This is a genomic window from Halorubellus salinus (genome assembly GCF_020567525.1).
GTDB classification, from domain to species: Archaea; Halobacteriota; Halobacteria; order Halobacteriales; family Natrialbaceae; genus Halorubellus; species Halorubellus salinus.
The window spans coordinates 305503-325884 of the sequence record NZ_JAJCVI010000006.1 but is presented as its reverse complement, the minus strand read 5'-3'; the positions used below and the strand labels follow the sequence as shown (position 1 = coordinate 325884).

The window sequence follows — 20382 nt, the reverse complement described above, 5'->3', positions numbered from 1 at the left end:
TCAACAGTACGCACCTGAAATCCGGGGATATGACCCTGGAACTCGAGCACTACTGTCCCGATTGCGACGACGACCGCGTCTTCTACCGGGCCGCCAGCACCACGCTCCACCTCGGCGAGAAGGTCAAGTGGCACTGCCCGGACTGCGACTACGGCTTCGTGCAGGTCAACGGCGAAGTCGACACGTCCGAAGCCTGAACCGACGCCTTCTGCGGTCTCGCTCTCTCCAAAAACCGCTTCGCGAGCGACGCGAGCAGGCACCTGCGGATCGAGAACGCGATCTCACTCGGGCGCGGTCGGGGAGCACTCGGACCTCGGTGCCGTACGTCCCGCGGTGTGAACGTGCCGAGTTGCCCGGTCTGCAGCGTTGGGCACCGTCTAGTCGTCGAGTGCGCGCCAGCTGAGCCGGAGGTCGCGGGCGGCCTCGGTCTGGTCGATGCGCGCCGCGGTCGTGCGCTCGGGCGCGGCGGCGAGCGTCTCGTCGTCCTCGCTCGCGACCGCGTTGAACGCGCGAGCGAGCTGGTCGAGCGTGCGCTTGCCCTCTATCTCCGTGGGTTCGGTCATGAGCGCCTCGCTCACGATCTCGGGCCACTTCGTCGTCGGCGGGTGCACGCCGTAGTCGAGCATGCGTTTCGCGACGTCGGCGGCGTCCTGGTCGCCGGCGCTGGCGACGAACTCGTGGTGGAACGGGCCGTAGGGGACGTCGTACTCGACCTGGCTCGCGAGGTAGTTCGCGTTCAGGACGGCCTTCGCGCTCGCGTCGTTGAGGCCGTCGTTGCCGAGGCGCGCGATGTACGCGTACGCCTTCGCGAGCACGAGCCAGTTCCCGTACTTCCCGTGGACCTTCCCGATGGACCGCTCTGGGGTCTCGAACTCGTACTTGAGGGGGCTCGCGTCGGGTGCTTCGACGACCTGCGGGTCCGGGAGGAACTCGGCGAGTTCGTCGACGACGCCGACGGGGCCGGCTCCGGGGCCGCCGCCGCCGTGGGGGGTGGCGAACGTCTTGTGGACGTTGTAGTGCATGACGTCGAACCCCATGTCGCCGGGGCGGCCGCGACCGAGGAGCGCGTTCAGGTTCGCGCCGTCGTAGTACAGCAGGCCGCCGGCGTCGTGCACCATGTCCGCGATCTGCTCGATGTCGCGCTCGAAGAGTCCGAGCGTGTTCGGGTTCGTGAGCATCAGGAGCGCGGTGTCCTCGGAGAGCGCTTCCTCGAGCGCTTCGAGGTCGACGCGGCCGTCCTCGCCACCGGGCAGCGAGACGACGTCGAACCCGGCGAGTGCGGCGCTCGCGAAGTTCGTCCCGTGGGCGCTCTCGGGGACGATGATTTCCGAACGGTCCCCGCCGTTGTGCTCGTGGTACGCGTCCGCGACGAGGACGCCCGTGAACTCGCCCGCGGCACCCGCAGGCGGTTGGAGCGTGACGGCGTCCATGCCACCGATGCGCGCGAGGTAATCCTGGAGCGAGTACAGCACCGAGAGCGTGCCCTGCACGCCCGCGACGGGCCGGTCCGGGTGGACGAGGCCGTTCGGGTCCGCGGCGACGTCCTCCGTGAACGCCGGATTGTACTTCATCGTACACGACCCGAGCGGGTAGGGACCGCTGTCGATGCCGTAGTTCATCTCGGAGAGTCGCGTGTAGTGCCGGACGAGGTCCGGCTCCTCGAGTTTCGGCAACTCGAGTTCGTCACGCGTCAGGTCGTCGGGGAGCGGGCTGTCGTCGTACTCGGCTTCGGTCGTTCGCTTCTCCGAACTCAGCGGTTCGTGCCGGTCGCCGTCGCTCCACCGCGCCTGGTCGAAGTGGAAGCCATCGGCGCTCGCGTCCCCGCCGTCGTCGCCGTCGGGCGCGTCGCCGTTCATCGTGCCACCTCCGTGAGCGCGGCGACGAAGTCGTCGCGTTCGGCTTCGGTGGTGCCGACCGTGCACAGCTGGACGTGGTGTTCGTCGAGGACGTGTACGGCGTACCCTTCGTCGACGAGGTCGTCGCCGATGGCGGGCGCGGGCTGGTCGGTGTGCGCGACGAACTCGCGGAGGTGATGGCGGTCGTGGTGGGGTGCCTGCACGCCCTTGACGTCGTCGACGCGGGCGGCGAGGTCGCGGGCGTCCGCGACGTCGCGCTTCGCGAGGTCCGCGAGGCCGTCCGCGCCGAGACCGGTGGCGTGCATCGCCGCGCGGAGCGCGACCCACGCCTGGTTCGTGCAGATGTTCGACGTCGCGCGCTCCCGGCGGATGTGCTGCTCGCGCGTCTGCAAGGTGAGCGTGTACGTGCGCGTCCCGTCGGCGTCGGTGCTCGCGCCGACGAGCCGACCCGGGACCTGGCGGACGAAGTCCTCGCGGCACGCGAACAGGCCGAGGTCCATCCCGTAGCTCTGCGGGAGGCCGAGCGCGCTCGCGGACCCGACGACGACGTCCGCGCCGACGCTCGCGGGCTCCTCGAGGAGCGCGAGCGAGACGGGGTCGCTCCCGAGGACGAACAGCGCGTCGTTGTCGTCGGCGAGGTCACCGAGCGCGTCGAGGTGCTCCTCGATGCAACCGCGGACCGTCGGCGTCTCCGCGTACACCATCACGGTCTCGTCGTCGACGCGGTCCGTGAGCGCGTCCACGTCGGCGTTCCCGTCGTCCATGGCGTAGGACTCGACGACGAGGTCGGTGCCGGCGACGTAGTTCGCGAGCACCGCTCGACGTCCGGACTCGAGGTGCTCGGGGACGAGGACGCGGCTCCCGGAGGTGACGCGGAGGCGTTCGGCGAGCGTCGCCGCTTCGCCGAGCGCGGTCGCGGCGTCGTACATCGAGCAGTTCGCGATACCGAGGCCGGTGAGTTCGACGAGGAGGCTCTGGTACTCGAACAGCGCCTGCAGGAACCCCTGCGTGACCTCGGGCTGGTACTGCGTGTAGCTCGTCAGGAACTCCGAGCGGTCCGCGAGGTGCTCGACGGCACTCGGGACGTAGTAGTCGTAGTGCCCGCGGCCGAGCAGTTCGGTGAGGTCGCGGTTCTTCGCGAGTTCGTCGGCCATCTCGGCGCGGATCTCGCGTTCGGTGCGCGCGTCGATGCCGAGGTCGCCGTCGAACCGGACGCTCTCGGGGATGTCGAACAGGTCCTCCTCGGTGTCGACGCCGACGGCGTCGAGCATCTCGCGGGTCTCGGCGTCCCCGTGGGGCGCGTACGGCGTCCCGGTGGTCTCTCGTCCGTTCATCCGTTCGTCCTCCGTCGTCCGTGGTGGGTGCGTGTCATGCGTGGTCGTGGCTGTGGTCGGCGTGACGCCCCGGGCCGGCGGCCGGTGCGCTGGTCTCGGTTCTCTGCCGGCGGTTCGAACCGCTGCCACATGAGCGGTACGGTTCCGGCCCCGGGAGTATGCACGGTCTTGGATACAACTCCGAGGTGACTGGTGACTGATGGGGTCTTTCCTGCACACTCTTGGCGAACGTTGCCAGACTCGATCGTGGAGAACACGTCGCTTCCCGGCTGCCTCACTCGGTACCGAACTGGTCGCCAGTTGTTTATAACTGTTGTTAAGTACTTATAAAGCGTTTACGTGTTATCCATGAATGGCAAGGCGAGCGACGCGAGAGGCCAGCCCGGAGCGAGGACCGGCGAGTTCGGAACGACCAGACGGGCACTCCTCGCGGCGGGCGGAACGCTCGCGCTGGGCGGCCTGGCCGGCTGTACCGCACTCGACGACGTCGTGGGTCGCGCCAGCCAGGAGGCCGTCGCGAACAGGTCGGCGTCGCCCGCCGCCTTCTACACCGGTGGCGACGTCGACGACCGGACGGTCTACAGGAGCGGTCCGGTCGACGTGCGGTTCGTCCCCCCGACGCTGCAGGCCGAGGGACAGGCCATCGATCTCGACGGCTGGAGTACGACCACGACGACGCGCGCCCAGAACCACAACTCCTCGCGCTCGAACCGCACCCAGGGCGTCTGGGTACCGGACCCGGTCGACGAGGACGACGACAACGACGGCATCCTCACGCTCCTGACCGTCCTCGACATGGAGCGAGCGTTGCTCGTGTACGCCGACGGTGCACTCGACGCCGTCGACGGGCGATCGAGCGCGGACGCGACCGCCGCACTGGACGCGTTCGTCGACGGGACGACCGCGGTCCGGGCCGCACTGGACAGGTGCTCGTCGGAGACCTGCGTCTCCGTCGCCGCGCACGCCGACAACCGGGAGCAACTCGCTCGACGCGCTCGCGACGCCGTGACGGCGGGCGAGTGGGAGGCCGCAAGCCGCTCCATGCAGGAGGCTCGTCGCATCGTGCAGGGCGACATCGAGGCCATCTCGGACGACCTCGATAGCGACGACGACGGGGACGGGATCCCCGGTCGGCTCGATGCTCTCTACGACTACCTCGACGGTGAAGCGACCGTCGGCGAGCACTTCGCCGTCAGCCTCCCGGACGCTCGCCTGCGCGGCGACGGCCCCGCGCTCGCCGACGAACTCACGCCCAGACGCGTCCTCGAGTACTTCGTCGGCGAACGGGGCACCGAGACGTGTGGCGAGTCCGACCGAACCGTCGCCATCCACCGGGACCTCGCCTGCCGAGACCTCCTCACGTCGACGCTCGAACTCGAGACCGGCGTCGGTCTCGGCGACCTCCGTGACATCGACAAGAAGGACGTCCGCCGCGGGGTCGCTGCCTTCTCGACCTCGGGCGGTGTCGTCGTCACCGGCGCTTCGCCGGCGGTCGAGGACGTGGAGCCGATGGCGCTCGCGTCGCTCGCCGGCTGCACGTCGCCAACCCTCTGCTGTGACGTCCTCGAGTCCTGGGGCGAGGAGACCGGCTCCGGCGAAGCCGACGTGAGCGGGACGGTCGTCGTTCCCGTCGCGGCGACGCCGCCAGACTGCCCGTGCCCGATGCCCGCGCTGTTCTACGTGCAGCGGATCCGGCACGACGACCAGCTCCTCTTCGTCGGCGGCTGGCACGTCGACGACGGTGCACTCTACGAGGACGCCGCGACGCTCCTCGTCGCCGAGGGACCACCGGTTATCTGGCCGATGACGCCCTCGGAGGTCGAGGACGGCGGCGTCGACGTCGAGTCGCTCTCCGGGCGGCGGAAGCGGCCCGGGCGAGCGAAGTACGGGAACATCACGCTCAAGAAGAGCTACGACCCGACCGACGAGTTCCTCCCGGCGGGTGCACACCCGGTGTGCAGGGACGACGGGGAGCGCTCGTACTGGGCCGTCCAGTCCCGGGAGGGCCTCGCCAAGCACGAGACCGGCGTCTGTCCTAGCAACGGCGAGGGCACCGACCACGGGTGGGGCGGGAACTACGTGGCGCTCGACGCACCGGTCCTCCACCTCACCGGCGCTGCCAGCGCGTCGAACGACGTGAAGTTCAAGGCGGGCGCGGAACTGTCGAAGGCAGTCAACTGAGCGACCCTCGCGGTGCCCGGCGTCCCGGTCACGGGCCGCCGCGTCCACCGTCCCCGGACCGCGAGCGCGTCGTCAGGCCAGGTGGTCGCGGACCCGGTCGCGGTCCGGGACCGCGGTCTGCACGCCTTCGGTCGTCGTCGAGAGCGCCCCTGCGACGGTCGCGAGCTCGACGGCGTGAGGCATCGCCCCGCCGCGAGCGAGTTCGGCGACGAGGAACCCGGCGAAGACGTCGCCCGCGCCCGTGGTATCCACGGGCTCGACCGCCGGTGGCCGGCGCTCGAACGCCTCGCTCGTCCAGAGCCCGCGGGTTCCCGGGGTGACGGTGACGCCGTCCGCACCTCGCGTGCGCACCACGACGCCGTCGAAAGCCTCGATAGCGCCCCGGAGGCGAGCGTACTCGCCGTCGTTGGGCGTGACGACGTCCACGCACTCGTGAGCGAGCACGCGCGCCGCGTGCTCGTCGGCGGGCGACGGGTCGTACACGACGACCGGTCGCGTCCCGGTCTCCTCGTGCTGTCGCGCGACGACGTCGAGCGCGCCGAGGAGCGCGTCCGCTGGCAGTTCGTTCTGGACGACGACGCAGTCCGCGGACCGGAGGCTCTCGGCGTGCCGGCGCGCCGCAGCACGGTCCATCCAGCCGTTCGCGCCCGCGACGATCGCGATGTGGTTCTCGCCAGTCCCTTCCGCCACCGCGACGTACGCCGCGCCCGTCGGTCCCGGAGCTTCCTCGACGCCGGAGACGTCGACGCCGCGGGACGCGAGCTGTTCGCGGACCGCGTGCTCGCCGGCGTCCACGCCGACCGCACCGAGGAACGACGCGTCCGCGCCCGCGCTCGCCGCCGCGACCGCCTGGTTCGCGCCCTTCCCGCCGAGGAACGTCTCGTGGAACGCCTCGGCGAACGACGCCGGCACGGACTCGACGGCCACCGTCTCCCCCGGTTCCGGGAACCACGCGTACGCAGCGGCCGCGTCCTCGAGCCACTCGCTATCGCAGTACCGGACGTGGTCGACGTTCACGCTCCCGAAACTCGCGACGCTACCCATACCCCCCTCGACGTTCCCCGAGACAAAGAGCGTTCCCGACCCGTCGAGCGAACCCGCCCCGACGTCGGTCCGCGCGCGCCTCGTGACGATGCCGTTATGCTCCCCCTCTACCACGACCCGACCATGACACGTCGCGTACTCCTCGACACGGACACCGCGGGCGACGACACGATGGCCATCCTGATGGCCGCGCTCGCGGACAGCGTCGACGTCGAAGCGCTCACTATCGTCGCGGGGAACGTCGAGTTCGACCACCAGGTCGCGAACGCCAAGTACACCCTCCAGCTCGCCGGGAAAGGCGACGAGGTCCCGGTCTACGAGGGCGCGCGAACGCCGCTCGTCAAGGACCACGAGCACGTCGACCACATCCACGGCGACGGCGGGCTCGGCGGCGAGATCTACCCCGACACCGGCATCCCGAGCGCCGACGGCTACGGCCCGGACGCCATCGTCGACGCCGCCCGCGAGCACCCCGGCGAGGTGACGCTCGTCTGCATCGGGCCGCTCACGAACGTCGCGCTCGCGCTCCGCCGCGAGCCCGAACTCGGCGACCTCCTGGACGACGTCTGGGTGATGGGTGGCGCGGTGAACACGCTCGGGAACGACACCCCGAGCGCGGAGTACAACTTCTGGGTGGACCCCGACGCCGCGAAGGTCGTCCTCACGGAACTGGACGTCACGCTCGTCGACTGGGGCCTCACCGTCCGGCAGGCGATGCTCGAAGGCGACGAACTCACGGTCTTCGAGGAAGCAGACAGCGAGTACGCCGAGTTCTTCACGACCATCACCGAGCACCCTCGCGAGTTCTCGAAGGAACGCCTCGGCGTCGACGCCACCACCCAACCCGACTCCGTGACGGTCGCGTGCATGCTCGAACCCGACCTCGTCACGCAATCGAACACGTACCACGTCGACGTCGACGAACGCGAAGGCCTCACCCGGGGCTACAGTATGGTCGACGAACTCGGAATCACCGACGGACAAGCGCGAACGACAGTCGTCGAGGAGATCGACGCGGACGCCTTCGAGACGATGTTCGGCGATATGCTCCTGCACGGCGACCCCGAGCGCTCGCGCTAACGGGTCACGCTGAACAGCGCAAGAACGTTCGGTCGCGTCAGGCGACCTGCGCGTCGTACTCGTCGGCGGACAGCAACTCGTCGAGTTCGCTCTCGTCGCTGAGACTGATCTCGAGCATCCAGCCGTCGCCGTAGGGGTCGTCGTTCACGAGTTCGGGTGCATCGAACAGGTTCTCGTTCACGGCGGTGACCTCGCCCGAGACGGGCGCGTAGAGGTCGCTGACTGCTTTGATGGATTCGACGACGCCGAACGCCTCGTCGTGAGTCACCTCGTCGCCGACGTCGGGGAGTTCGACGAAGACGACGTCGCCGAGTTCGTCCTGCGCGAAGTCGCTGATGCCGACGCGGACCGTGTCGCCGTCGCGGGCCGCGTACTCGTGCGATTCCATGTACTGCCGGTCGTCGGGGATGTTGAAGCTCATCGTTCGTAGAAGGGGAGTGATTCGACGCGTGCTTTCTTCGAGTCGCCGCGCACCACGACGCGTAGCGTGGTGCCCGGGTCCGTGTACTCGGTCGAGACGTACGCGAGGCCGATGGGGTCGTCGAGCGTCGGACTCATCGTCCCGCTCGTCACCTCGCCGACGACGAGGCCGTCGGTGTCCGTGACGTCGTAGCCGTGCCGGGGGATGCCGCGGTCGACGAGCTTGAAGCCGACGAGCTTCTCGTCGACGCCCTCCGCCTTCGCGGCTTCGAGGGCGTCCCGGCCGACGAACTCGGTGTCGAGCTTCACGGTGAACCCGATACCGGCCTCGTAGGGGTTCCGCGGGTTGGATTCGTGGTCGAAGTCCTGCCCGGAGAGCAGCAACCCGGCTTCGAGCCGGAGCGTGTCGCGCGCGCCGAGCCCGCACCGCTGCACGTCGCGCTCCTCCGCGAACGCCGCCCACACCTCGGGCGCGCGATTCCACGGGACGACGAGCTCCACGCCGTCCTCGCCCGTGTACCCGGTGCGAGCGACGAGGCACTCGACGCCCGCGACCGACGCCCACGTCGCACTGAACCGCGAGATGCCGTCGACGTCCACGTCCGCCGCGTCGTCGACGTGCCCGACCGCATCCGGGCCCTGCACGGCGAACATCCCGTAGTCGTACGTCGCGTCGTACACGGTCGCGTCCAGGTCCCAGTCGTCGCGGTGCTCGGTCCACCGGTCGTGCATCTGCTCGGCGTGCCCGGCGTTCGGGACGAACAGGAACGACGACTCGCTATCGCCAGCCCCGTCGTCGGTCTCGGGGAGCCGGTAGACGACGGTGTCGTCGATGATGTCGCCCTCGGCGTCCGTGATCGTCGAGTACTGCGCGTCGCCCGCATCGAGCGCGGTGACGTCGTTCGAGGTCAAACGCTGCATGAGCCGTTCGGCGTCCGGCCCGGACACCTCGATCTCGCTCATGTGCGAGACGTCGAAGATGCCCGCGCTCGACCGGACGGCCTCGTGCTCGACGCGGATGCCATCGAACTCGACGGGCATGTCCCACCCGCCGAACTCGGTGAACTTCGCGCCGGCCTCGGCGTGACGGTCGCGCAACGGCGGCGTCTCCAGGGCCATACGCGACTCGTCGCCCGCCGGCAAGTAATGCTTTCGTATCCCGGCGTCGCACTGGCCCGCTCCGGTCGTCCGGTCCCCGGGGTTCGCGGGCGCCGGCGCGTTCGGAACAGGTAAGTAACGTCCGGGAAAACGACGGCGCGTGAATCGGACCGTTCGGCGAGCGGGCGCGTTCGCGCTCGTCGGGTCGCTCGTGCTCGCCGTCCCCGTCGTCGGCCGGCTCGCGGTCGCCATCCCGGCGGTCGTGCTCGCGTTCACTGCCGCCGTCGACGAGGGACCGCTGTTCGAGCTGTTCGCACGCCCCGGTGACCGCGAGGAAGACCGCCTCTACGGCCTCATCGGCTTCACGCTCGCCGCGACCGGCCTGGGCATCCTCTGGGTGATCGCCGCACTCCCGCTCCCGGTGTTCGTCGGGACGGTCCTCCTGGTCGCGTGGGGGAACCTCACGAGCGAGACGGTCAAGCAGCGGTACCCGGACCCGTTCGCGGCGAGCGCCGGGTTCGCCGCGGGCGGGTCGGTCGCGTTCGTCGCCGGCGCCGCGTTCGCGGTCAGTCGCGAAGCGTCGCTTTCCATCGGCGTACAGCTCCCCGAGCTCGCGTTCCTGGCGGTCGCCGGCGCCGTCATGGGCGCGCTCGTTCGCGCCGCGCTGTTCGAGCGCGACGACCCGCTCGTGCTCTGGTCGGTCGCGCTCACGCTCTGGTTCCTCGGCGACCTCGTCCGCGAGCCCGTGCCGGGCGAGGTCGCGCTCGCCGTCGGCGTCACGGTCGCGTTCGGGTACGTCTCGTACTACCTGGAGACCGCGAGCGTCCCCGGGATGCTCACGGGCGTCCTCCTCGGACTGTTGACCATCGTGCTCGGTGGCCTGGAGTGGTTCGCGGTCCTCATCGCGTTCTACGGCATCGGTGGACTGTCGACGAAGTTCAAGTACGAGGAGAAGGCCGAGCGCGGCGTCGCCGAGGACAACGAGGGCGCGCGCGGGAGCGGGAACGTCCTCGGGAACTCCGCGGTCGCGCTCGCCGCCGTCGTCGGGTACGCCGCGGTCGAACCCGGGTACGTGCCGCTCGCGGCGGAGGTGTACCTGTTCGCGTTCGTCGGGAGTCTCGCGACCGCGATGAGCGACACGCTCTCCAGCGAGATCGGTGCCGTCTACGACAACCCGCGACTGGTGACGACGGGCGCGCGCGTCGACCCGGGGACCGACGGCGCCATCACGTGGCAGGGCGAGCTCGCGGGGTTCGTCGGCGCGGCGCTCGTCGCAGGCGTCGCGTACGCGCTCTTCCCGGCGGTCGACGGCGCCGGTGCCGGTGTGGTGTTCGTCGCGGGCGTCGCCGGGATGACCGCGGACAGCGTCCTCGGCGCGACCGTCGAGGACGACTTCGTCGGGAACCAGGGCGTGAACTTCCTCGCGACGCTCGTCGGCGCGCTCGTCGGCGGCGGACTCGCCGTCCTCGCCCTCGACGTCGCGCTCGCGCTCTCCTGACATGCCCGTTCGCGAGGCGACGCCGACGGACGTCCCGCTCGTGCGCGCCCTCCAGTCGCTGCTTCCCGAACCAGTCGAGGACCTGTTCGCGGACGGGCTCCCCGCTGGTCTCACGTTCGTCGCCGTTCCCGCGGGCGCGTGGACGCCGCCGGGCGACCCGGGAGACGGCCACCCGGTCGGGTACGTGCACGCGTACGACACCGGGTACGTCTCGGAGCTCGCGGTCGCACCCGAACACCGCGGCCGCGGCCACGGTCGCGACCTCCTCTCGCGCTGTCTCGCGGAACTGCGCGCGCGTGGCGTCGAGCGCGCGGAACTCGAGGTCGCGGCCGACAACGAGCGAGCGCGGTCGCTCTACGAGTCCCTCGGGTTCGCGGTCGCGGAACGCCGCCCGGACCGCTACGCGAGCGGCGAGGGCCTCCGGATGACGGTCGATCTCACCGACTGAGTGGCACGAGCCAGACAGGAATGCGATTGATTCAACGACCGTGCTTGCCGGGAACGAGCCAAGAACTTATTGGATAGCTGTTGAAAGTGACGTGGTGGATATGGCATCGTCATCCGCTGACCGGATCGTTCACCGCGAACTCGACGTCGACGGGCGGGAACCGGCGACGCAGATCGCCGAGCACGTCGCGTCCCTCTCCGAGTGCGAGGTCGAATCCCTCGAGAGCACCTGGGATACGTTCGGGCACGTCATCGACACGATCTTCGAGGACCCTCCGTCAGCGGACGCGCACGTGCAGGTGACGGTCACGTACGAAGGCTACCGTATCACGATCGAACAGAACGGCCACGCGAAGTTCGTGCCCGTGAACGCGGATAGCAGGTAGCGCGGCAGGCCCGTGGCCGTGAGAGGAGTCGTCCTCAGACGGCGAGGTCCGTCGCGGTCCGGACGCGGACGCTCGTCGGTCGTTTCACGAAGTCGCCGAGGTCGGCAGCGACGACGTGGTCGACGCCGCGCTGTGCGGCGACGTCCAGGACCTTCTGGTCGAGTTCACCGTCGAGGACGACCGCGTGCGGGTCCACCGCCGCATCGCGGAGCAACTCGAAGGCGTCAGCGGCGCTCGCGTCCGCCTGCACCGCGTACTCGTCGTCGAGCAACCGAACGGTGCCCGTGCTCTCGCCGACGACCGCGCTCACGTGCTCGCGGAGGGACGTCGGCGACTCGTCGCCCTCGTCGGCGTCGTCAGCAGCCCGGGGATCGCTCGCGTCGGCGTCGTCGGCAGCCCGGGGATCGCTCGCGTCGGCGTCCACGGCCACCCGTTCGTCGTCGGCGTCCTCCGATACCGCGTCGCCGCCTGCTGACGACGTCACGCGACCGCTGGCGGCGTTCGCGCCCGACCCGCCGCCGTCGGCCGCGCCGCCGTTCGACTCGACGGTCGACTCCACGCCCGGCGTGGCCGCCGTCTCCGTGCTCGCGTCACCTCGCCCATCACCGGGCGTCGCGTCAGCGTTCGCGGACTCCGGTGCCGGCGTCGCACTCCCGTCGGTCGCCGCGACCGCCGCAGCACGCGGGTCGCTCGCGCCCGCGACCGTCGCGTACGGCACCTTCTCGCGGAGCGCCTCGAACACCTCGTGGTGCGCGAGGTCCTCCACGGACTTGTCCTCGGGCGCGAGCGCGACGTAATCGACGTCGCCGACGCTCGCGAGCTCGCGGAGGATGAGGTCCCCGCCGCGGTCGCCGTCGAGGAACGCCGTCACCGTCCGCTCCGCGGTCAACTCCGCGACGACGTCGGGGACGTTCGTCCCCTCCACCGCGACCGCGTTCTTGATGCCGTACTTGAGGAGCTGGAGGACGTCCGAGCGCCCCTCGACGACGATGATCGCGTCGCTGTCCGCGACCCTGGGGCCCGCCGGTAGGCCCTCGTATTCGGTGACGTCCTCGACGCGGACGTGCTCGCGGACCTCCTGGAGGATCTCGTCGCTCGACATCACCGAATCGTCGAACGCCGTGTTCAGGAGTTCCTTCGCGCGCTCGACGACCCGCCGGCGTTTGGCCGCGCGCACGTCCTCGATGTCGCTCACCTCGCAGCGCGCCTGGCATGGCCCGATGCGGGAAAGCGTCTCCAGGCTCGCCGCGAGCGTCGCGGTCGCGACCCTGTCCAGGCCGCTCGCGATGGTTATCGTCCCCTCGGCCTGGCCGCGCGTGACGTCGACCTCGACGTCGATGCGACCGACCTTCGACGATTGCTGTAACTCCCGGAGGTCGAGCTCCTCGCCGAGCAACCCTTCGGTCTGCCCGAAGATGGCGCCGACGACGTCGCTGCGCTCGACCACGCCGTCCGCCGTGAACGTCGCGTGGATCAGGTACTTTGCCGTGTCTTCCATGTTCTATCGACCCCGACGGGGTCGTCGTGGTGGCCCTCCCGGGCCCTGCTGGTGTTCGCCCCTCGACGGGGGCTGTCGACCGACCGTCTCTCCGCGTCGTCCCATCGTGGGACCGCGCTGCGTGATGATGTGAGGCCACCGCGACCGGTGGCGCGCTGTGAATCGTGTCAACGAACCCGTGCGTGACGCACGAATTCGGTCGAAGTACGTCCCCGAGTGGTGTATACCTGTTGCAGGGACCAGCAGGCCAGGAATCCGCTCGACGCCGCGACCCTGCTCGCGAGCGGTCCACGGGCTCGTCGTCGGGCAGGACGAGCACCGCGGTGCTCGTCCTCGGTCAGTACGGGGTGGTGCGGTACTGGTAGACGAGGAGGGCGACGAGGACGACGAACCCGCCGAGGAAGAACATCGCGCCCGGCGGCAGGCCACCCGCGAACAGGTCGCCGCCACCGCCCTGCGCGGCCGTCGTCGCGACCTCGGTCGAGGTCTGGGCGGCGTAGTCGAGGCTCTCCGCGGCGGTCTCAGCCGCCGTCGGTTCCGCCGTCGGCTGGCCGGTCGCGGCAGCGGTCTCGGTTCCAGCGTCCGTCGTCGACTCGACGTTGTTGATGCCGATGTCGCCGCCGTCTCCGCTCGTGGTCGACGCCGACGCGTTCGCGCCGCCGTCCGCCCCGCCACCACCACCTGCGGTATCGCCGCTACTGACCGCGGTTCCCTCGCGTTCGGTCGGCGCGGGCGCACCACCCTGCGCGTCGAACCCGGACCCGCTCGTCGCGCCGAAGAACTCGTCCCAGCCGTACTGGACGAGGAGGCTCGACGCCGCGAGCACGCCGACACCGCCGACGAGGCGACTCAACGCCGTCCGGATGCGGCTCGCTCGCGACTCGTCGGTCGAGACGATGAGCGGCCCGTCCTTCGGCGCGTACACCTTCATCTCGTTCCCGCGCGAGGAGTACCACGTGTCCACGACCTCGACGAGGCCGGCGTCGCCGAGGTTCTCGAGGTGATAGCGGACGTTCTGGATGGACGAATCGACCGCGTCCGCGACGTCGCTCGCGGTCATCGGCTCCTCGTGGAGCGCGGTGAAGATCGCGCGCGCCGTCTCCGAGGACAACGCACCGAACACCTTCTCTGCGTCCTCGCCCTCGAGGTCGACGACGCGTGGCGCACGGTCCTCTGGCACCTCGGTGTCTGACTGGAACGGGAGGAGCCGCGACATTGCTCGTCCCCACAGACGTCCCGTACCCTAAAGCACGTTTCGCAAGATGAAAACCCGTTTTGAGCTAGACCGAACCGCTTCCCTCTTGCGATATCCGTCACGCCATCCCCGTGACAGCCCTCGGACACGACCCGTGAGTGAAACGCGTCTCGCACCGACCGCGAGCTAGGTTCGAGCGTTCTTTCACCGACGACGACCGCGTTCACGTGGGGTTACCTCGGCGCACGTCCGCGCTCGGGGTCCGTGACCGGCACGCCCAACTTCCCCCGTCACCTAGCCGCGAGCGATGAGCGCTCCCCGCTTCCCCGACGCGGTCCTCGCCGAGTACGACTGGCGGCACGTCCGCGACCACACCGAGACCGCGCTCTCGCTCCCCTTGTTCACGATAACCGCGTACAACAGCATCTACGAGCACGCGCCCTCCAGCGCGGCGTTCGCCGCCGTCGGCGACCCCGACGTCGACGTCTCCGGCCGGTCCGCGTTCACGAGCGCGCTCGAGTTCTCCACGCCACTGATGGAGTTCGGGTTCTCGCCCGCGAGCGTCTTCGGCATCGCGTGCGACCACGCCAAAGAGGAGTTCGCGGACAGCGTCCGCGAGGACGGCCTCGTGAACGTCAAGCGGTTCGCGGACCGCGACATCGAGCGGCGAGCCCCCGGCAGCGACCCCGACGCACCGGCGCGCGCGTTCGGGTACGACGTCGAGTATCCGCTCGTCGACGACGTCATCGCCGAGGACGTCACGAGCGGCCAGTTCACGGTGCGCGGCGAACTCTGGGCGAGCATCTGGCCGACCGACCGCGCGTACGCGATGGCCGGCGGGATGTTCCCGACCGAGACGCTCGCGGTGGCCATCGCGCGACAGGCACCCGCGGCGACGCTCGCCACGGACGCCGACCTCGACGTCGACGTCGACCGCGACCGCGAGCGACTGCTCGACGCCCTGAAACGCGCAGAAACAGTGGACTGAGTTCCCGAGTCGAGCGTAGACGCTGCAGCCCTGGTATCCTCCTGTCGTTCAGACGCCGCGGCCCTGCATCTTCTCCTCCTCGGGGAGGTCGACGTTCGCGTCGCCCTTCATCGACTTCCCGAGGTTCGACGCGATCTCCGCGAGCGTCTCCGGGTCGTCGTGGTTGTTGACGGCCTGCACGATGGCTTCGCCCATCGCTTCGGGGTCCTCCGCGCCGAAGATCCCGGAGCCGACGAAGATGCCGTCGCACTCGTGGTACATCATGAGCGCCGCGTCCGCGGGCGTCGCGATGCCGCCAGCGGCGAAGTTCACGACCGGGAGCCGCCCCATCTCGGCGGTCTCGTGCACGAGGTCCGCGGGTGCTTCGTGCTCGCGCGCCCACTTCTCTCGCTCCTCCCAGTTCATCCCGATGAGCTTCCGGATGGAGCCCTTGATGGTGCGCTGGTGGTGGACGGCCTGGTTCACGTCGCCCGTGCCGGCCTCGCCCTTCGTCCGGATCATCGCCGCGCCCTCGTCGATGCGTCGGAGCGCCTCGCCGAGGTTCCGCGCGCCACACACGAACGGCGCGGTGAACTCGCGCTTGTCGATGTGGTACGCGTCGTCCGCGGGCGTCAGCACCTCGCTCTCGTCGATCATGTCCACGCCGACCGCCTGCAGGATCTCCGCCTCCTTCCGGTGGCCGATGCGGGACTTGCCCATCACCGGAATCGAGACGCTGTCGACGATGTCCGCGACGTCCGCGGGGTCGGCCATCCGCGCGACGCCACCGCGCTTGCGGATGTCCGCCGGCACCGCTTCGAGCGCCATGACGGCGACCGCACCGGCTTCCTCGGCGATCTTCGCCTGCTCCTCGTTGACGACGTCCATGATGACGCCGCCCTTCTGCATGCGAGCGAACCCGCGCTTGACCAGTTCCGTCCCGCGCTTGAGGCTCTCAAGGTCTGTCTCCTCGGTCATACCAACGGCTTGCATCCGGTCGCACTTATACCGACCGCACCGCGCGGCACCATCCGGTATGCGGTGCGTCAACGTGGCTCTCGTGGCGGTTCTCGTCGTCGGGGCCACGCCGGACCGGGAGTGATTTGTGCGACCCACGCGCACGGTGGGCGTGATGGAGTTGCTACGAGACGACCTGCCGGCGCGCGAGGACCTCCCGTGGTACGTCGCACCCGTCCCCGAGTTCGTCGAGGACCTCGGACTCCGACTCGTGTGGCTCGTCGTCGCGACGAACGTCCTCGGGACGCTGTTCGGGTTCTACTACTACGGCCTCAGCCCCTTCGCCGACGGGTTCGTCTGGGAGGGCAGCCAGTTCGCGCTCGAACCGCTCGCGATGTGGCCCCTGGTACCGGATTCGCCGGTGGCGACGCTGTTCATCGCGCTCGCGTTCGGCGCGTGGGCGCTCGGTCGCTCCAACGAGTACCTGACCGCGCTCGCGTTCTTCGGGTGCCTGAAACTCGGCGCGTGGACGCCGTTCGTCCTCCTCGCGTTCCAGACCGAGTTCTCGTACACGGGCGTCCTCATGTACAACTTCCTGTTCTGGAGTCACCTCGCGATGGTCCTCCAGGGGTTCGTCCTCCACCGCATCGGCGACTTCCCCGTGAAGGCCGTCGCCGTCGCCGCCGGCTGGTACCTGCTGAACGACGTCGTCGACTACTTCGTCCCGATAATCGGGTCCCCACACCACACCCTGATTCCCGCCGAGGAGATAACCGCCTCCGGCGTCGTGCACACGCCCGGCCCGCACCGTATCGCGGCCGCCGGCGCGGTCGCACTCACCGTGCTCGCGACGTTCCTCGCACTGGCGACGCGCGTCGAGAAGCTCGAAGCCGGCATCGCTGCACTCGACGACCTGCGGTGAGTTGCCGGCGCTGTCCAGGCGGGTGCGATTACGCAACTCAGAGCGGTGCGTACGCGACGACCGCGGCGAGGACGACGCCGTAGACGACGTGGAAGACGCCGAACATCGCCGCCTGCTGCGGTTCGGGGTCCGTCGCGAGGACGACATTCATCCAGAACGCCGCGCCGACGAGGGTCAGGGCGAGCGCGTACGCGATCGCGAGTCCGAGCACGGTCACGACGCCAGCGCTCCCGAACCCCAGCGCGGGGAGCGCGAGCGCGAACGCACCGCCCGCCCCCACGCCGTACAGCACGTGCAACGCCATCCCCTGGGGCACGTACGCCTCGGGCGGTTCGTCGCCGACGAACTTCGCCCAGAGCGCCGCCGTCGGCGGCGGCGACCCGTCGCCGAGGGCCATCATCGCCATCGTCATCGCTATCGTCGCCACGAGACCACCGACCAATCCGCCGAGCAAGGTTACCATTCGTAACTACCTCGCTCCACAGTGGACGTGCAACCGTATTGAACCGCTCTCGGCTGTGAGGTGGTCGCGCACGAGCCCGTAACCACGCATCGAGCTCGATAACCCGCGAAAAATACTCGCCTTCGAGCCCGACCGCGGCTCGACGCGTCGTCGCTAGTGGACGACGACGACCGCGTTCTCGGTCTCGACCATCTCGCCGCTGCCGGCGTACGTGCGCTCCTCGCGCACCTCGAACTCGTCCGCGGCCAGCACTTCGCCGGCGACGTGGAGTTCGCCGTCCGCGATCTCGTAGTCGCCGTCCGCGATGGCGCTATCGAACTCGTTGACCTGCCCGCCGTACTTCGGGCCGAGCGTCGAGTAGTCCAGGTCGACGTCCGCGACCTCGGTCGTGATCTCCGGCGAGGACTCGTGGACGGTGAGCTCGTCGACGTGCATCACGCCCGTGATGGCGTCCTCGAAGCCCGTGATGTCGCCGAACACCTCGACGTGCGCGAGGTCCGCGTTCAACGCGAGCTGTTCGTCGGTCTTGTACTTCCGGAGCGCTGAGATGACCTCCATCGCGGTCTCGCCCGCCGCGAGGTCCGCGTCGAACCCGCGCGGTTCGGGCCAGTCCGCGACGTGGATGCTCGTCGCCGCCGCGTCGACGTCCGCGACGTCGCCCGCGACGTAGAACTCGTGCCAGAGCTCCTCCGTGACGTGAGGCATCACGGGCGCCCACAGCTTCAGGAACGTCTCGTGGGCGAGCGCGAGCGCGTACCGCGTCGACTCGCTGTCCCGTTCCTTCGCGATCTCGAGGTAGTCGTCGCAGAACGTGTTCCAGAAGAACGTCCGCAGGCGGTTCCGGGCCTTCGCGTACTCGTGGACCTCGAAGTGCGCGGTCAGGTCAGCGACGAGGTCGTCGAGCTCCGCGAGCAGCCACTCGTCGAGCGTGTCGAGCTCGGCGGGGCCGTCGCGCTCGCTCGGCGGCGTCGCGTCGTCGGCAGTCAGGGTGTCGACGAGCTTCGAGGCGTTCCAGAGCTTCCGGATGAGCTTCTCGCCCGCGACGATGTCCGTGTCGCGGTACGGGAAGTCGTCGCCGACGCCCGAGCTCGCGGCCCAGTAGCGGACGGCGTCCATCGGGTACTCGCTGATGACCTCGCTGGGCGCGACGACGTTCCCCTTGGACTTGCTCATCTTCTCGCGGTTCTCGTCGAGGACGAACCCGTTGATGAGCACCGAGTCGAAGGGGACCTCGCCGGTGTGCTCGTAGCACTTGACGACCGTGTGGAACAGCCAGAAGCTGATGATGTCGTGGCCCTGCGGGCGGACGTCGAACGGATACAGCTCGGGGTTCGCGAGGTCGCCGTCGGCGAGCTCGCCGTCGCCGAGCGTCTCCGGGTCCCAGTCCGCGTTGATGAGCGGCGTCAGGCTCGACGTCGCCCACGTGTCGAGGACGTCCTCCTCCGGCCGGAACGACTCGTGGCCGCACTCCGGGCACGCGTCGACGGGCGGGTCGTCAGCGAGCGGGTCCGCGGGGAGCTGCTCGCGGTCGGCGAGCACCTCGTGGTCGCACTCCTCGCAGTACCACACCGGGAACGGGATGCCGGAGTCGCGCTGACGCGAGATGAGCCAGTCCCACTCCAGGCCCTCGATCCAGTGCTCGTACCGCGTGAACATCTTCTCGGGATACCAGTCCATCTCCCGGCCGGCCTCCAGGTACTCCTCCTTGTGGCCGAGGATGTCGATGTACCACTGGCGGCTGACGCGGAACTCGACGTCGACCTCGCAGCGCTCGTGGACCTGCACCGTGTGCTCGTGGGGCTCGCGGTCGACGAGATGCCCGGCGTCCTCGAGGTCCTCGACGATCTCCTCGCGCGCGTCGTGCGTCGACAGGCCCTCGTAGGCCTCCGCTATGTCCGTCATCGTCCCGCTCTCGTCGATGGCGACGCGCAGCGGGAGGTCGTGCGCCTGATACCACTCGATGTCCTTCTGGTCGCCGAACGTACAGCACATCACGACGCCCGTGCCCTTCTCCAGGTCGACGCGGTCGTCCTCGATGATGGGGACCTCGTGCCCGAAGATCGGCACTTCGGCGGTCTCACCGACGAGGTCGGCGTTCTCGTCGTCGTCCGGGTGCACGAAGACGCTGACACAGGCCGGGAGCAACTCGGGCCGGGTCGTCCCGATGACGAAGCTGTCGCGGCCCTCGCTCGTCGGCTCGGTGAGGTCGAACCGGACGTCGTTGAAGTGCGTGTGCCGGTCGGCGTCCTCCATCTCGACCTGCGAGATCGCGGTCTCGCACTCGGGACACCAGATCGCGGGCGCCTTCTTCCGGTACTCGCGGCCCTGCTCGTAGAGGTCGAGGAAGGATAGCTGCGATATCTCCTGGACGCGCGGCTCGATGGTCTTGTACGTGCGATTCCAGTCGATGCTCGTGCCGAGTTCCTGCATCTTCTCCGTGAACTCGGCCTCGTAGCCCTTGCAGACCTCCCGGCACTTCTCCTGGAACTCGCGGCGCGAGAAGTCGCCGTGGCGGATACCGAGTTCCTCCTCGGTGAGGCGCTCGCTCGCGATGCCGTTGTCGTCGTACCCGAACGGGAACAGGACCTCGTCGCCGGCCATCCGATGGTAGCGCGCGGCGAAGTCCTGGAGCGTGTGCCCGTAGAGGTGCCCCATGTGGAGGCTCCCGCTCACGGTCGGCGGCGGCGTGTCGATGCTGTAGACGGTGTTCGAGTCGACGGCGGCGTCCTCGTCGTACGCGTAGACGTCCTCGTCGACCCACGTCTCCTGCCACTCCTCCTCGATTCGCTCCGGCTCGTAGTCACCTGCTGGCATGTGTACTCTTACTCGGTGTGTCGTGCATACTTCGGTTAAGACTCTCGATGCGCCGCCGTCGTCGACGGCGCGGTCGCGGCGAGCGCGCACCACGGGACGCTCGCTCGCTGGTCGGTGTGTCGCTCGATGCGGTCGACGGTGCCGTGGCTCTCGCTCGCGAACGCGACGCGCTCCCACGACGCGACGCCGACACCAGCGACTGCTCGGTCACTGGTGGCGACG

General features: G+C 69.4%; 18 protein-coding genes. 8 read left to right on the top strand and 10 right to left on the bottom strand.

Annotated features, from left to right (window positions below; genetic code table 11):
- Positions 1–29: 29 nt before the first annotated feature.
- Positions 30–197 carry a DUF7838 family putative zinc beta-ribbon protein gene (locus tag LI336_RS18015; RefSeq protein WP_227134549.1) on the top strand — a complete coding sequence of 56 codons (168 nt, stop codon included), beginning with the start codon at positions 30–32 and terminating at the stop codon, positions 195–197.
- Between the two features lie 180 nt (positions 198–377).
- Here LI336_RS18015 and gcvPB read toward each other — a convergent pair whose 3' ends face one another.
- Complete coding sequence (gcvPB, locus tag LI336_RS18010) at positions 378–1856, bottom strand: aminomethyl-transferring glycine dehydrogenase subunit GcvPB (RefSeq protein WP_227134548.1); 1479 nt, start codon at positions 1854–1856, stop codon at positions 378–380.
- On the bottom strand, positions 1853–3190 hold the full coding sequence (gene gcvPA, locus LI336_RS18005; RefSeq protein ID WP_227134547.1) for an aminomethyl-transferring glycine dehydrogenase subunit GcvPA: 1338 nt from the start codon (positions 3188–3190) through the stop codon (positions 1853–1855). The genes gcvPB and gcvPA overlap by 4 nt, the downstream gene beginning before the upstream one ends.
- 348 nt (positions 3191–3538) lie before the next feature.
- Between gcvPA and LI336_RS18000 the strand changes: the two genes are divergently transcribed.
- Positions 3539–5371, top strand: a complete 1833-nt coding sequence (locus tag LI336_RS18000) for a hypothetical protein (RefSeq protein ID WP_227134546.1) — start codon at positions 3539–3541, stop codon at positions 5369–5371.
- 72 nt (positions 5372–5443) lie between these two features.
- Here the strand turns inward: LI336_RS18000 and LI336_RS17995 are convergent, their stop codons facing one another.
- Positions 5444–6415 (bottom strand): PfkB family carbohydrate kinase, encoded by a 972-nt coding sequence (locus LI336_RS17995; protein WP_227134545.1) that lies wholly within the window; start codon positions 6413–6415, stop codon positions 5444–5446.
- 123 nt (positions 6416–6538) lie between these two features.
- On the opposite strand from LI336_RS17995, the gene LI336_RS17990 reads away from it, so the two are divergent.
- Positions 6539–7495: a nucleoside hydrolase gene (locus LI336_RS17990; RefSeq protein WP_227134544.1), complete on the top strand. Its 957-nt coding sequence runs from the start codon at positions 6539–6541 to the stop codon at positions 7493–7495.
- A 37-nt stretch (positions 7496–7532) separates the two neighbouring features.
- Here LI336_RS17990 and gcvH read toward each other — a convergent pair whose 3' ends face one another.
- Together gcvH and gcvT are read right to left on the bottom strand one after the other, a co-directional pair.
- Positions 7533–7916, bottom strand: a complete 384-nt coding sequence (gcvH, locus tag LI336_RS17985) for a glycine cleavage system protein GcvH (protein WP_227134543.1) — start codon at positions 7914–7916, stop codon at positions 7533–7535.
- The gene (gene gcvT, locus LI336_RS17980; RefSeq protein ID WP_227134542.1) at positions 7913–9034 is read right to left on the bottom strand and encodes a glycine cleavage system aminomethyltransferase GcvT; all 1122 of its coding nucleotides are present in this window, start codon (positions 9032–9034) and stop codon (positions 7913–7915) included. The genes gcvH and gcvT overlap by 4 nt, the downstream gene beginning before the upstream one ends.
- A 139-nt stretch (positions 9035–9173) precedes the next feature.
- Between gcvT and LI336_RS17975 the strand changes: the two genes are divergently transcribed.
- From LI336_RS17975 to LI336_RS17965, 3 genes are all read left to right on the top strand, one after another.
- Positions 9174–10511 carry a DUF92 domain-containing protein gene (locus LI336_RS17975; RefSeq protein WP_227134541.1) on the top strand — a complete coding sequence of 446 codons (1338 nt, stop codon included), beginning with the start codon at positions 9174–9176 and terminating at the stop codon, positions 10509–10511.
- A 1-nt stretch (position 10512) separates the two neighbouring features.
- Complete coding sequence (locus tag LI336_RS17970; RefSeq protein ID WP_227134540.1) at positions 10513–10959, top strand: GNAT family N-acetyltransferase; 447 nt, start codon at positions 10513–10515, stop codon at positions 10957–10959.
- A gap of 100 nt (positions 10960–11059) precedes the next feature.
- Positions 11060–11344, top strand: a complete 285-nt coding sequence (locus LI336_RS17965; RefSeq protein ID WP_227134539.1) for a HalOD1 output domain-containing protein — start codon at positions 11060–11062, stop codon at positions 11342–11344.
- 34 nt (positions 11345–11378) lie between these two features.
- On the opposite strand, the gene dnaG is transcribed toward LI336_RS17965, so the two are convergent.
- Both dnaG and LI336_RS17955 read right to left on the bottom strand, forming a co-directional pair.
- Positions 11379–12842 (bottom strand): DNA primase DnaG, encoded by a 1464-nt coding sequence (dnaG, locus tag LI336_RS17960; RefSeq protein ID WP_227134538.1) that lies wholly within the window; start codon positions 12840–12842, stop codon positions 11379–11381.
- Between the two features lie 337 nt (positions 12843–13179).
- Positions 13180–14058 (bottom strand): ArsR/SmtB family transcription factor, encoded by an 879-nt coding sequence (locus LI336_RS17955; RefSeq protein WP_227134537.1) that lies wholly within the window; start codon positions 14056–14058, stop codon positions 13180–13182.
- 286 nt (positions 14059–14344) lie between these two features.
- Between LI336_RS17955 and LI336_RS17950 the strand changes: the two genes are divergently transcribed.
- A complete protein-coding gene (locus LI336_RS17950) occupies positions 14345–15025 on the top strand; it encodes a DUF6517 family protein (protein WP_227134536.1) in 681 nt (226 codons plus the stop codon).
- A gap of 48 nt (positions 15026–15073) precedes the next feature.
- Here the strand turns inward: LI336_RS17950 and pdxS are convergent, their stop codons facing one another.
- Positions 15074–15982 (bottom strand): pyridoxal 5'-phosphate synthase lyase subunit PdxS, encoded by a 909-nt coding sequence (gene pdxS, locus LI336_RS17945; RefSeq protein ID WP_227134535.1) that lies wholly within the window; start codon positions 15980–15982, stop codon positions 15074–15076.
- 154 nt (positions 15983–16136) lie between these two features.
- On the opposite strand from pdxS, the gene LI336_RS17940 reads away from it, so the two are divergent.
- Entirely contained in the window at positions 16137–16883 is a 747-nt protein-coding gene (locus LI336_RS17940; protein ID WP_227134534.1) for a DUF1405 domain-containing protein, read from the top strand.
- A 37-nt stretch (positions 16884–16920) separates the two neighbouring features.
- Here LI336_RS17940 and LI336_RS17935 read toward each other — a convergent pair whose 3' ends face one another.
- Entirely contained in the window at positions 16921–17346 is a 426-nt protein-coding gene (locus LI336_RS17935) for a hypothetical protein (RefSeq protein WP_227134533.1), read from the bottom strand.
- A 153-nt stretch (positions 17347–17499) separates the two neighbouring features.
- Positions 17500–20160 carry a valine--tRNA ligase gene (locus LI336_RS17930; RefSeq protein WP_227134532.1) on the bottom strand — a complete coding sequence of 887 codons (2661 nt, stop codon included), beginning with the start codon at positions 20158–20160 and terminating at the stop codon, positions 17500–17502.
- Between the last annotated feature and the right edge of the window lie 222 nt (positions 20161–20382).